The following is a 12384-nucleotide window of genomic DNA, read 5'->3' on the forward strand; positions in this document are numbered from 1 at the left end:
GGCATGCTTCCACTTCGTCGTGGTCCTACAGAGGGTTCCCGAAAGAGAAAGAGGGGGGTGAACTGCGGTGCTGCGCCTACTCCTTGACGCTTCCGGCGGAGAGCCCGGACTGCCAGTACTTCTGGAGCAGCAGGAAGGCGGCGATCAGCGGCACGATGGTGAGCAGCGAGCCGGTGAGCACCAGATGGGGGATGGCCTCGCCGCCGGCCGTCTGCGCCTGTTTGTTCCAGGAGTCGAGGCCGAGCGTGAGCGGGTACCAGTCGGGGTCCTTCAGCATGATGAGCGGCAGGAAGTAGTTGTTCCAGGTCGCGACCGTGGTGAAGAGCAGGACGGTGACGGTGCCGGGCGCGAGCAGCGGCAGGGCGACCTGGAAGAAGGTGCGCAGCTCGCTCGCGCCGTCGATGCGGGCGGCCTCCATCAGCTCGGCGGGGATCGCCTCGGTGGCGAACACCCACATCAGGTACAGGCCGAACGGCGAGATCAGCGACGGGACGATGACGGCCCACGGGGTGTCGGTGAGCCCCATCTTGCTGAACATCAGGAACGTGGGGACGGCGAGCGCCGTGCCCGGCACCGCGACCGCTCCGATGACGACGGCGAACACGGCGCGCTTGCCGGGGAAGGCGAACTTGGCCAGCGCGTAGCCGCCGAGGACCGCGAGGAAGGTGGCCCCGCCCGCGCCCACGACGACGTACAGCAGGGTGTTGAGGAGCCAGCGGGCGAAGACGCCGTCCTGGTAGGTGAAGGTCTCGGTGATGTTGTGCCAGAGGTCGAAGTCCCCGTCGAACCAGAGGCCGAACGAACGGGCCAGCCCCTGTTGGGACTTGGTGGCGCTGATCAGGAGCCAGACCAGCGGCAGCAGACTGTAGACGAGCACGACGCCGGTGAGCACGGTCAGCGGGACGCTGCGCCGGGGGCGCCCGGGTATGTGACGCCGCACGGTGCGCAGACGCGGGGCGGCGGCCTTGAGCGGTGCCGTCGACCGCGCGGGGGTGGTGGTGGTCATCGCGCTCACGCTCCCTTGCGCATGCCGCGCAGCTGGACGACGTAGGCGACGATCATCGTGATGACGCCCATGACGATGGCGACGGTCGCGGAGTAGTTCTGCTGCTGGCCCGCGAAGGACAGCGAGTACGTGTAGAAGTTCGGCGTGTAGTCCGTGGTGATCGCGTTCGGCGCGAGCTTCTGGAGGATCGCGGGCTCGTTGAAGAGCTGGAAGCTGCCGATGATCGAGAAGATCGTGGCGATGACGAGGGCGCCGCGGATCGCCGGGAGCTTGATGGCCGTGATGACGCGCCACTGTCCGGCGCCGTCGATCTCGGCCGCCTCGTACAGCGAGTGCGGTACGACGCGCAGCGCGGCGAAGAAGATCAGCATGTTGTAGCCGACGAACTCCCAGGTCACGATGTTGCCGATGGAGGCGAGGACCAGGTCGGCGGAGAGCGGGTCGGGCAGCTTCGCGCCGAACGCGTCGTTCAGGTCACCGACCAGGCCGTAGCGGGTGCCGTACATGAAGCCCCACATGAGGGTGGCGACGACGGCGGGGACGGCGTACGGGAGGAAGACGGTGATCCGGAAGAAGTCCTTGCCGTAGAGGCGTCCGCTGTCGATCGCGAGGGCGACGAGCAGGGCGATGCCCAGCATGACCGGAACCTGGATCACCAGGAACAGGCCGACGCGGGAGACCCCCTCCCAGAACTGGCTGTCCTGCAGGGCCTGTTGGTAGTTGTCCAGGCCCACGAAGGTGGTGCCGCCGATGAGCTGGGTCCGGAAGAGGCTCAGGTAGACCGAGTACGCGAGCGGCGCCAGGAAGACCAGGGCGAAGACGAGCGCGAAGGGGCCGATGAACCCCCATCCCGTCCACGAGCGGCGCGCCGTGCGCACCGGTGGCCCGGCCGGTCGTGGCCTTGCGGCGGCCGGCGGTTGAAGCGTCGTCATCTCGCGTCCCTCGCTCGTACGTGCCTCGCGGATGGTCCCCGGATGTTTGCGTAAACATCACGGCACGCAAGCGGCCGACGGCTGTTATGTTTACGTAAACATTCGGTGGCGGCATGTCTACACTGCCCCGCAGAGGGCGGTCAAGGGTCGCCCCGTGAACGAACGACTCGACGGGTGAGGCCAACGGTGGGAGCAACGGACAGCGCCCCGGCGCACGTGAGGGCCGATGCCCGGCGCCGCACACAGAACGCGTCGATGGCCGACGTCGCCCGGGTCGCGGGCGTCTCGTCCCAGACGGTCTCCCGCGTCTCGAACGGCTTTCCCGGCGTCAACGAGGAGACGCGCGAGCGCGTCCTCGGCGCGATGAAGGAGCTCGGTTACCGCCCCAACAGCGCGGCGCGGGCGCTGAAGCGGGGCGACTTCCGCACCATCGGCGTGATCACGTTCACGCTCTCCACGACGGGCAACATGCGCACCCTGGAGGCCATCGCGACCTCGGCCGCGCAGGAGGGCTACGCGGTCACGCTCCTGCCGGTCGCGGTGCCCACGCAGGACGAGGTGCGCGGCGCGTTCTCCCGGCTCGGCGAACTGGCGGTGGACGCCGTCATCGTCATCATGGAGGTCCATCTGCTCGACTCGGCGAGCCTCACGCTGCCGCCGCACGTGAAGGTCGTGGTCGCGGACTCGGACGCCGGCGACCGCTACGCGGTGGTGGACACGGACCAGGCGGGCGGCACGCGCGACGCGGTGCGCCACCTCCTCGACCTGGGCCACCGGACGGTCTGGCACCTGGCGGGCCCCTCCGAGTCGTACGCGGCCCAGCGCCGAACGGACGCCTGGCGCACGGCACTTGAAGCCGCGGGCCGCGCGGTCCCGCCCCTGGTGCGCGGCGACTGGTCGGCCGAGTCGGGCTACCGCGCCGGCCTGCGCCTGGCCGAACAGGCCGACTGCACCGCGGTGTTCGCGGCCAACGACCAGATGGCCCTCGGCCTGCTGCGCGCCCTCGACGAGCGCGGCCGCAGGGTCCCCGAGGACGTCTCGGTCATCGGCTTCGACGACATCCCCGACTCGGGTTCCTTCCTGCCCCCGCTGACCACGGTCCACCAGGACTTCGCCGAGGTCGGCCGCCGCTGCGTGCAGAGCGCGCTGCGCCAGGTGCGGGAGAGCGAGGCGGAGCGGGGGACGACGTTGGTGCCGACGCGGTTGGTGGTGCGGGACAGTACGGGGCGGGCGCCGACGGGGTGAGGCCCGCGGCACCCCGCGGGCAGCGCCGCGTCAGGCGGCGGGGCGGTGCAGCTCCACCTTGGCGGCGCGGACGAACCGGACCTCCGCGTCGGCGAAGCCCTCCGCCGCTGTCACATATCCCTGGCCGAAGGTCGGCGGCAGCGGCGAGTGACCGGCAAGCAGCGCGTCGAACTCCTCGTCCTCGAACGCCCCGGCCGGGCACGCTTCCCGGGCCGCCACGCAGGACCGGCGGGCCCGGTTCCGTTCCGCCGCGCCCGGCTCCGTGTCACTCGCCTCGGCACCCGTCGCGCCCTGGCGCCGGTGCAGGGCGCGCAGTTCGAGCAGTGCCTCGATGAGCTGTTCCGCCGCCGCGCCGACGGCCCGCGCCGGATCGTCGTCGAGCCGGACGAGCTTGCCCCAGGCCCGGGCGTAGACGGCTTCGTCCCACAGGTGCCGCGCCATCTCCTGAGCCGCGTCGACCATCCCCGCGGCGGGTGCGGCCACCTCGTCGGGGCCTTCCAGCTCGATGATCGTCTGGGCGGCCCGGAGCGCGGCACGCGCCTCGTCCGCGGCGGACTTCTCCGCCGCGGCCCGGCCCGGAGAGAGCTCCTCCGCACTGTCCGCAGCGAACCGCCGGCCCCCTTCCAGCAAGCGATGGGCGGCAAGGAGGAACGAGGCGTAGGCCTCGCGTCGGGTCCCCCGGTGCCACTGTTCCTGAGCGGCCCTCGCCTCGGCGCGGACGGCGTCCACCGCCGCACGATAGGCGGCCTGCGCCTGCGCCATCCCCGCGTCGGCGGTCGCCTCGGCCGTGCGCAGTGCGGCCTTCAACTGCCAGCGCCCGACGAGGACGGCGGTCGGGATGCCGATCAGCGCCACGCCGGCCGCGGCCAGCGCACCTATCCCCTCAAGATCCATGCCGTACATGGTGCCCGATCCGATCGCCGCCGGGCGTGCCCCCGATCACCCCTGGGCGCCGACACCGAGCCCGTCCAGCACCACGGCCCCCGGCAGCTCGGCCAGCGCCTTGCCCGGGACGATCAGCTTGCCGCGGCGGGTGCCGCTGCCGATGAGGACGTGCGGGAGGTCGACGACGGCCGCGTCCACCAGGACCGGCCAGTCGGCCGGCAGGCCGATCGGGGTGATGCCGCCGTACTCCATGCCGGTCTCGCCGGTGGCGGTGTCCATCGAGGCGAACGAGGCCTTGCGGGCGCCGAGTTGGCGGCGCACGGCGCCGTTGACGTCGACCTTGGTGGCGGAGAGCACCAGGCACGCGGCGAGAGTGGTCTCGCCGCCACGCTTGCCCGCGACGACCACGCAGTTCGCCGAACTGGCGAGCAGCTCGGGCCCGTAGTGCTCGACGAAGGTGGCGGTGTCGGCCCACTCGGGGTCGGTGTCGACGTGGATCAGATCCTGCGCGGGGACCGTGCCGCTCCAGTGCCGGACGGCGTCGGCGACGGGGCGGGTGAGCAGGTCGAGGGCCTCCGGGGCCGGGCGGACGACGTCGAAGGTGCCGATGGGTGCGCGCATGACGGCACGCTAACAGCCGCCGTGCGCACGGGTTCCGGGCGTCTCAGCGTTCGAACGGCACCGACACCGCCATGACCAGTCGGGCCGCGACGGCACCGTCGTTGCGGTACTCGTGCGGCACGTCGGCCTCGAACGTGACGCTCGCGCCCTCGGGCACGAGATGCGGGACGCCGTCCACGACGAGGGTCAGCTCCCCCTCGGTGACGTGGAGCAGTTCGACGGTGCCCTGCGGGTGCGGGTCGGACGGGCTGCCGTCCCCGGGCTGCAACAGCCAGTCCCACATCTCCAGCGGCCCTGGCGCCTCGGTCCCGGCCAGCAGCCGGTGGTAGCTGCCCGCCTCCGTGGACCACAGGCGCACGGCCTGCTCAGCGGGCACGATCCGGACCTTGGGCCCCTGCTCGTAGTCGAGCAGCGTGGTGATGCTGACGCCGAGCGCGTCACCGATCTTCACGACCGTGCCGATGCTCGGGTTCGTGCGGGCCTGCTCGATCTGGATGAGCATGCCGCGGCTGACACCGGCCCGTCCGGCGAGCGCGTCCAGGGTGAAGCCGCGCTCGGCACGCCAGTGCTTGACGTTGCGGGCGAGCGACTGGGTCAGCAGGTCGAGGTCCGACACATTCCGTCCAATATTTTGGATGACATAGTCTAATTCACTGAACTACGGTGTGGTGCACCAGAACGTTCACCAAACTGTACTGCGAGGTCCGGCATGACAGCACTCTTCGCCCTGGCCACCAGCCTCCTGTGGGGCCTGGCCGACTTCGGCGGCGGGCTGCTGACCCGACGCCTCCCGGCACTCACCGTCGTGGTGGTCTCGCAGTGCCTCGCCGTGACCGTGCTCGGCGCGATCGTGGCCGCGACCGGCGCGTGGAGCGAGGCCGGGCCGCAGCTCTGGTTCGCCGTGGGGGCGGGCCTGGTCGGGCCCGTCGCCATGCTCGCCTTCTACAAGGCGCTCGCCCTCGGCCCGATGGGCGTCGTCTCGCCGCTCGGCTCGCTCGGTGTGGCCGTGCCGGTCGGCGTCGGACTCGTCCTCGGCGAACGGCCGGGGCTGCTGCAGTTCGCGGGCATCCTGGTCGCCGTCGCGGGGGTCGTCCTCGCGGGGGGCCCTCAGCTGAAGGGCGCGCCGGTGCAGCGTCAGGCGGTGCTGCTCACGCTGCTGGCGGCGTTCGGCTTCGGCGCGGTGATGTCCCTGATCGCGGAGGCGTCGACCACGCTGACCGGCCTGTTCCTCGCACTGTTCGTGCAGCGCGTGACGAATGTGGTGGCGGGCGGCGCGGCGCTGCTCGTCTCCGCGAAGCGCGGGGGCCGGGTGCTGCCGCGGGAGGGGGGTGCCCAGCTGGTCGTCAGGTCCCTGCCCGCCCTGGCCTTCGTCGGCCTCGCGGACGTGGCCGCCAACGGCACGTACTCCCTGGCCGCCCAGCACGGACCGGTGACGGTGGCGGCGGTGCTGGCGTCCTTGTACCCCGTCGTCACGGCCCTGGCCGCGCGCGGAGTCCTCAGCGAGAGACTGCGCGGGGTGCAGGCCGCGGGGGCGGGGCTCGCCCTGGTCGGGACCGTCCTGCTGGCGACGGGCTGAGCCGGCGGCCCGCGTCAGATCCGGTAGCGGCGCAGCGCCGGTACCGCGAGGGCCAGGCCCACCATGGCGACGACGACGAGGATTCCCCCGCCGGCGACCGCCGTGCGGGCGCCGAACGCCGAGCCCGCCGAACCGTGCAGGACGTCGGCGAGACGGGGGCCGCCCGCGACGACGACCGTGAAGACGCCCTGCATGCGGCCGCGCATCTCGTCGGTGGCGGCGGACAGCAGGATCGCGCCGCGGAAGACCATGGAGACCATGTCGGCGATCCCGGCCAGGGCCAGGAAGACCACCGCGAGCCACAGATTGCCGCTCAGCCCGAACCCGGTGATGGCCGCGCCCCAGGCGACGACCGCGCCGATCACCATCCAGCCGTGCCGGCGGGCCCGGGAGAACGTGCCGGAGAACAGTCCGCCGACCACCGCCCCGATGGGGATCGCCGCGAACAGCAGCCCGAGGGCGAGCCCTTCGCCGTACGGCGCGTAGGTCTCGGCGGCGAGCTGCGGGAACAGGGCGCGGGGCATGCCGAGGACCATGGCGATGATGTCGGCGAGGAACGAGAGCAGCAGCACCTTGTGCGCCGAGATGTAGCGGAACCCGGCCGCGATCTCGCGCACGCCCGCCCGCCGCTTCGTCGCGGAGTCGAGGGGCGGCAGCGAGGGCAGCCGGTAGACCGCCCACACCGTGACGCAGAGCGCGAGGGCGTCGATGAGGTAGAGCTCGGGCAGGCCGATGACGGGTATCAGGACACCGGCCAGGAGCGGGCCGACGACCTGGCCCGTCTGCATGACGGTCGAGCCGAGCGCGTTGGCTGCGGCCAGCTCGCCCGCGGGGACGAGACGGGCGATGGAGGCGTTGCGCGCCGGGGCGTTGAGGCCCCAGAACGCCTGCTGCATCGCGAGCAGGACCATCAGGGCGGCCACCGAGTCGAGTCCGGCGACGGCCTGGATCCAGAACAGCACCGAGGTCACGGCGATGCCGCAGTTGGTGATCAGGAGCAGCTTGCGGCGGTCCATGCTGTCGGCGACCGCGCCGCCCCACAGGGCGAACACGACGAGCGGCAGCAGCCCCGCCATGCTCGCGGCGCCGACCCACGCCGAGGACCCGGTGATGTCGTAGATCTGCTTGGGCACCGCGACGGCGGTGAGCTGACTGCCCACGGCCGTGACGATGGTCGACGACCACAGGCGGCGGTAGGCGGGGATGCGCAGGGGGCGGGTGTCCATGGCCCAGCGCTTCCAACCGCGCCGCTGCGGCCGTGCCGCCTCTGCCGCGGCCGCGTCCTGCGGGTCGGTGCCGGTACTGCTCTCGCTGGTGTCCACGGTCTTCCTGGTTGCTCGCTACATCTATCGAGTGCAGGGTCCACTATCGCAGCACCGCCCAGGGCCGCGGAACGCGCACTCCTCAGGTTCCGGCGAGCAGCGTGATCCCCATCGCGATCATCGTGGCGGCGACCAGACCGTCGAGCACCCGCCAGGCGGCCGGCCTGCCGAGGAAGCGGCTCAGCAGCCGGGCGCCGAACCCGAGTGCGGCGAACCAGCACAGGCTGGCGAGCACCGCGCCGAGCCCGAAGGTCCAGCGCATCGACCCGTGGCCCGCGGCGACGGAGCCCAGCAGGAACACGGTGTCGAGGTAGACGTGCGGATTGAGCCAGGTCATCGCGAGGCAGGTCAGCACCGCGCGCCGGCGCGAACCCGCCGCCTCGCCCTCCGCGCGCAGCGAGCCGGCCGGGCGGACGACCCGGCGGGCGGCGAGGACGCCGTAGCCGATCAGGAACGCGCCGCCGATCCAGCCGATCGCCGTGAGCGCCCCCGGCCACGCGACCACCACGGCCCCGACGCCGCCGACGCCCAGCGCGATCAGTACGGCATCGGACAGGGCGCAGATCCCGACCACGGCGAGGACCGCGTCGCGGCGGACCCCCTGGCGCAGGACGAACGCGTTCTGGGCTCCGATGGCGACGATGAGCGAGAGGCCGGTACCGAATCCCGCGGCAGCGGCGGCGAGTGAAGCAGTCATGTCCTCGACGCTACGGAGTGGATCACAGCGCGTACAGCTAAGGATTTTTACGTAGCATTAGCGCTCGTGATGATTCCGGAACTCCCGCTCGACCAGGTCAGGACCCTGCTCACGGTGGTGGACGAGGGGACGTTCGACGCGGCCGCCGCCGCGCTGCATCTGACGCCGTCGGCGGTCAGCCAGCGGGTGAAGGCCCTGGAGCAGCGCACGGGCCGGGTCCTGCTGGTGCGCACCAAACCGGTGCGGCCGACGGAGTCGGGCGAGGTCGTCGTCCGGTTCGCCCGTCAGCTGGCCCGGCTGGAGCGGGACGCGTACGCCGAGTTGGGCCTGAGCGCCGACGAGGGACCGACCCGGGTGTCGGTCGCGGTGAACGCGGACTCGCTGGCGACCTGGTTCCTCGGCGCGCTCACCCGGGTGCCGCGGACCCCGGGGGTCCGCTTCGAGCTGCACCGCGAGGACGAGTCCCGCACGGCGACGCTGCTCAGGGAAGGGCTGGTGATGGCGGCGGTGACGTCGTCGCCCGAGCCGGTGGCGGGCTGTTCCGTACGCGCCCTGGGGCGGCTGCGCTACATCGCCGCGGCCCACCCGGACTTCGTGGCCCGGCATCTCGACGGGCCGCTGCGGGACACGCTCCCGCACGCCCCGGTGATCACGTTCGACCGCAGCGACGGTCACCAGGACGCGTTCGTGCGCGGCCTGCTCGGCGGCCGGGGCGCGGCGAGCGCGGTGCGGCACGCCGTTCCGACGTCGGAGGGGTTCGTCGAGTCCGTCGCGCTCGGCCTCGGCTGGGGCATGGTGCCCGAGGTGCAGGCGGGCCCGCTGCTGCGCGAGGGCCGCCTCGTGCCCGTCGCCCCGGACCGCCCCGTCGACGTCCCGCTGTACTGGCAGCAGTGGAAGCTGGACTCCCCCGCGCTGGCCGCGGTCGCGGCGGCGGTGGCCTCGGCCGCGGCCGAGGCGCTGCGCTCCTAGCTCGTCTCGTCCAACTCGGCGAGCGCCAGCAGTTGTTCGGGGGTGACGTCGGTCGGGATGGGCTGCGGGGCGGGGGTGCGCAGCGGTGGCTGCCAGCCCGCCTCCGGGTCCCAGGTCCGCACGATCCGGGCCGGCGCCCCGGCCACCACCGCGTGGTCCGGCACCTCGCCGCGCACCACGGCCCCGGCCGCGACGACGACGTTCCGTCCGATCCTGGCCCCCGGCAGGATCACGGCGCCGGTGCCGATCCAGCAGCCGGGCCCGATCTCGACCGGCTCCATCCGGGGCCACTGCCGGCCGATGGGCTCGTGCGGATCGTCGTAGGAGTGGTTCGTGGACGTGATGTAGACGTACGGCCCCATGTACACGTCGCTCCCGACGGTCACGGTCGTGTCGGCGATGACATGGCTGCCGCGCCCGATGACGACGCCGTCGCCGAAGGTCAGGATGGGCTCGGGTCCCAGATCGAGGTCCGGCATCATCCCGGCGGTCAGGGTGACCTGTTCGCCGATGATGCAGTGGGCGCCGAGCCGGATCCACGGCTCCCCGAACACGGTCCCCTGCGGGAACGCGAGCTTCGTACCGTGGCCGATCGCGCCGAACCGGTGCCCGCCCGGCTGCTCGGCGGTGACGGCGCCCGTGCGCTGCACCCAGCGCCAGCCCGCCTGCACGACGCGATGGGCGAGGCCGCCCCTGGCGGACCGTCCGTCCGGCGAGAACACGTTCCACTTCATCGGCACGGCGCCACGTTACTCACCCGTACCGTCCGCCCCCACCTCGACGGCCTGTGATCTTCACCCCACAGGTACGGTTCGCTCAGGCGCGACGCACGCACGAGACGTAGGGAGCGGCACCCCATGGGAAGCACTGGCCACGAGGCACTCGTCACCGGTATCGGCGGCAAGGACCCCAAGGTGGACGCGGAGGCGTTCACGGCGCCGAGGTCCGTGGTGATCGGTGACGTGACGCTGCACGCGGGCGCGAGCGTCTGGTACGGGGCCGTGCTGCGCGCGGAGTTCGAGCCGATCGTGCTCGGCGCCGACAGCAACATCCAGGACAACTGCACCGTGCACGTCGACCCCGGCTTCCCGGTGACGGTCGGCGAGCGGGTCTCGGTCGGCCACAACGCGGTGCTGCACGGCTGCACCGTGGAGGACGACTGCCTGATCGGCATGGGCGCCACGGTCCTCAACGGCGCGGTGATCGGCGCGGGTTCCCTGGTCGCCGCCCAGGCGCTGGTCCCGCAGGGCATGGTGGTCCCGCCGGGCTCGCTGGTGGCGGGCGTCCCCGCCAAGGTCAGGCGGGAACTGACCGCCGAGGAGCGCGAGGGCGTCACCCTCAACGGCACGGTGTACGTGGAACTGGCGAGGACCCACCGCGCGGCCCACGAGTAGGAGCCGCGCTCGCGGGGTGTCCGGCGGCGTCAGTCGCCGGCCACCGCCGGCTCCGGCTCGGCGGCGTGCTCGGCCGCGACCTTCGCCGCCCGCCGCTTCACGATCAGCATCGACGCGAGCCCGAACAGCACGGCCACGCCGAGGCCCACGTACGAGAACCGCTTCAGCCAGTCCTCGGCGACGACACCCAGGTAGTAGATGACGGCGGTCGTCCCGCCGGCCCACACGATGCCGCCCAGCAGGTTCGCCGTCAGGAACTTCCAGTACGGCATGTGCAGCACACCGGCGAGCGGGCCCGCGAAGATGCGCAGCAGCGCGATGAAACGGCCGATGAAGACGGCCCACATGCCCCACTTCTCGAAGGACCGCTCGGCCGTGGCGATGTGGGCGGGCCCGAAGTGCTTGGGGAACTTGCGTCCCAGCTTGGCGAGGAGCGGGCGGCCGCCCTTGCGTCCGATCGCGTACCCGATGGAGTCGCCGATGACGGCGCCGGCGGTGGCGCAGACCCCGAGCACGACCGGGTTGACGTCCCCGTGCTGGGAGGACAGCAGCGCGGCCGAGACGAGCACGATCTCCCCGGGCAGCGGAATGCCCAGGCTCTCGAGACCGATGACCCCGGCCACCAGGGCGTAGATGGCGACCGCCGGAATCGTGTCGAGCCATTCCTGGATGTGCAACGCCGTCGCCTCCGTACCCGTGTCGTCCCTGTGCCGCGCGTGCGCTCCCCCACTGGCCGCGCACGCCGCGCAGCCTACCTGCTCCCTATGACGCGACCGAGCCCCGCGCGGTGCATCGGCGAGCGCGGTGAATGACGGAAAAGCCCCGCCGCGGGTGCGGCGGGGCTTCCATGAGGCTCAATCGGCTGCCCGCGGGGCGGGCGGATGGTCACTGCTGGGGCGGAGGCTCCTGCCCCCGGTCACCACCGCCGAGCTGATCCTTCAGTTTCTGCTGGGCCGTGTCGACCTGGCCGCTGTACTTGCCCTGGGTCTTGTCGTCGACGAAGTCGCCGGCCTTGTCGATGCCCTGACCGGCCTTGTCCTCGTGGCCTTTGAGCATCTGCTTGAGCTTGTCCATCACGGACATGGTCGGCCTCCTCAGTTCGAGCCGTTGCCTCCAGCATGGGCGCCCGTCGGAGTTGCTGCATCCGCAGAAACTCGTAGGGCGGTACGTGAGGAGGCCGGGACCCGGCCGGGCAGGCGCGTCAGCTGTTGGGGCGCAGGGTCCAGACGACGGTCATCTCGCCGGTCACCGCGCCGTCCTCGCGCCGGATCGCGATGGCCACCGGGAACTCGGGGCGCTCGCCGGCGTCCAGCTCGGCGACCACGTCGGCGGCCGGGCGGCCGAGCGTCGCCGTGGCGGTGACCCGGCCCATGGCCAGCTTCTTGTACGCGATCTCGGCGTTGACGGCCAGCGGCACGGCCCGCGAGAGCTGGTCCCCGAAGGCGGCGAGGACGATGGCGCCGCTCGCGGACTCACCAAGGGTGAACATCGCGCCGGCGTGCGGTCCGCCGACGTGGTTGTGGTAGTCCGCCTGGTCCGGCAGCGCCACGACCGCCTTCTCGGGCGTGGTCTCGAGGAACTCGAGGTTCAGGGTGCGGGCCATCGGCACCGTGGCGGCGAGCATCTCGCCGATCGACATCTGGTCTGCGCTCATGGCGCGAATGTTACCCATGAGTAGCAAGCTTGGCCATCCTCGTGTGCGCAGCGGAACCGTTGCACGTCCGGTACAGGGCAGGG

General features: G+C 72.1%; 15 protein-coding genes. 4 read left to right on the top strand and 11 right to left on the bottom strand.

Features of this window, described 5'->3' with window-relative positions:
* Positions 1-76 precede the first annotated feature (76 nt).
* Positions 77-1006, bottom strand: coding sequence for a carbohydrate ABC transporter permease (locus ACVHNB_RS25965; RefSeq protein WP_456226035.1), 930 nt, complete (start codon positions 1004-1006; stop codon positions 77-79).
* Between the two features lie 5 nt (positions 1007-1011).
* The gene (locus tag ACVHNB_RS25970) at positions 1012-1938 is read right to left on the bottom strand and encodes a carbohydrate ABC transporter permease (protein ID WP_428956275.1); all 927 of its coding nucleotides are present in this window, start codon (positions 1936-1938) and stop codon (positions 1012-1014) included.
* 255 nt (positions 1939-2193) lie between these two features.
* Here ACVHNB_RS25970 and ACVHNB_RS25975 point away from each other — a divergent pair, with 255 nt between their 5' ends.
* Positions 2194-3183, top strand: coding sequence for a LacI family DNA-binding transcriptional regulator (locus ACVHNB_RS25975; protein WP_456226036.1), 990 nt, complete (start codon positions 2194-2196; stop codon positions 3181-3183).
* A 30-nt stretch (positions 3184-3213) separates the two neighbouring features.
* Here ACVHNB_RS25975 and ACVHNB_RS25980 read toward each other — a convergent pair whose 3' ends face one another.
* The 3 genes from ACVHNB_RS25980 to ACVHNB_RS25990 are packed head-to-tail and all read right to left on the bottom strand — an operon-like array spanning position 3214 to position 5305.
* Positions 3214-4077 carry a hypothetical protein gene (locus ACVHNB_RS25980; protein WP_456226037.1) on the bottom strand — a complete coding sequence of 288 codons (864 nt, stop codon included), beginning with the start codon at positions 4075-4077 and terminating at the stop codon, positions 3214-3216.
* A 45-nt stretch (positions 4078-4122) separates the two neighbouring features.
* Complete coding sequence (locus ACVHNB_RS25985) at positions 4123-4689, bottom strand: YbaK/EbsC family protein (protein WP_456226038.1); 567 nt, start codon at positions 4687-4689, stop codon at positions 4123-4125.
* Between the two features lie 43 nt (positions 4690-4732).
* The gene (locus tag ACVHNB_RS25990) at positions 4733-5305 is read right to left on the bottom strand and encodes a helix-turn-helix domain-containing protein (protein WP_428956271.1); all 573 of its coding nucleotides are present in this window, start codon (positions 5303-5305) and stop codon (positions 4733-4735) included.
* Between the two features lie 93 nt (positions 5306-5398).
* Between ACVHNB_RS25990 and ACVHNB_RS25995 the strand changes: the two genes are divergently transcribed.
* Positions 5399-6265, top strand: coding sequence for an EamA family transporter (locus tag ACVHNB_RS25995; protein WP_428956270.1), 867 nt, complete (start codon positions 5399-5401; stop codon positions 6263-6265).
* A 14-nt stretch (positions 6266-6279) separates the two neighbouring features.
* Here the strand turns inward: ACVHNB_RS25995 and ACVHNB_RS26000 are convergent, their stop codons facing one another.
* The gene (locus ACVHNB_RS26000; protein ID WP_456226039.1) at positions 6280-7587 is read right to left on the bottom strand and encodes an MFS transporter; all 1308 of its coding nucleotides are present in this window, start codon (positions 7585-7587) and stop codon (positions 6280-6282) included.
* A gap of 82 nt (positions 7588-7669) precedes the next feature.
* Positions 7670-8284, bottom strand: coding sequence for a LysE/ArgO family amino acid transporter (locus tag ACVHNB_RS26005; RefSeq protein WP_428956268.1), 615 nt, complete (start codon positions 8282-8284; stop codon positions 7670-7672).
* A gap of 69 nt (positions 8285-8353) precedes the next feature.
* Between ACVHNB_RS26005 and ACVHNB_RS26010 the strand changes: the two genes are divergently transcribed.
* The gene (locus tag ACVHNB_RS26010; RefSeq protein ID WP_456228950.1) at positions 8354-9253 is read left to right on the top strand and encodes a LysR family transcriptional regulator ArgP; all 900 of its coding nucleotides are present in this window, start codon (positions 8354-8356) and stop codon (positions 9251-9253) included.
* Here ACVHNB_RS26010 and ACVHNB_RS26015 read toward each other — a convergent pair.
* A complete protein-coding gene (locus ACVHNB_RS26015) occupies positions 9250-9987 on the bottom strand; it encodes an acyltransferase (RefSeq protein ID WP_456228951.1) in 738 nt (245 codons plus the stop codon). The genes ACVHNB_RS26010 and ACVHNB_RS26015 overlap by 4 nt on opposite strands.
* A gap of 123 nt (positions 9988-10110) precedes the next feature.
* Here ACVHNB_RS26015 and ACVHNB_RS26020 point away from each other — a divergent pair, with 123 nt between their 5' ends.
* Complete coding sequence (locus tag ACVHNB_RS26020) at positions 10111-10647, top strand: gamma carbonic anhydrase family protein (protein WP_428956267.1); 537 nt, start codon at positions 10111-10113, stop codon at positions 10645-10647.
* A gap of 29 nt (positions 10648-10676) precedes the next feature.
* Here ACVHNB_RS26020 and ACVHNB_RS26025 read toward each other — a convergent pair whose 3' ends face one another.
* From ACVHNB_RS26025 to ACVHNB_RS26035, 3 genes are all read right to left on the bottom strand, one after another.
* The gene (locus ACVHNB_RS26025) at positions 10677-11324 is read right to left on the bottom strand and encodes a DedA family protein (RefSeq protein ID WP_456226040.1); all 648 of its coding nucleotides are present in this window, start codon (positions 11322-11324) and stop codon (positions 10677-10679) included.
* Between the two features lie 208 nt (positions 11325-11532).
* Complete coding sequence (locus ACVHNB_RS26030) at positions 11533-11730, bottom strand: antitoxin (RefSeq protein WP_428956265.1); 198 nt, start codon at positions 11728-11730, stop codon at positions 11533-11535.
* Positions 11731-11848: 118 nt separating this feature from the next.
* Complete coding sequence (locus ACVHNB_RS26035; RefSeq protein ID WP_428956131.1) at positions 11849-12301, bottom strand: DUF4442 domain-containing protein; 453 nt, start codon at positions 12299-12301, stop codon at positions 11849-11851.
* Between the last annotated feature and the right edge of the window lie 83 nt (positions 12302-12384).

Source organism: Streptomyces sp. YJ-C3, assembly GCF_053891275.1.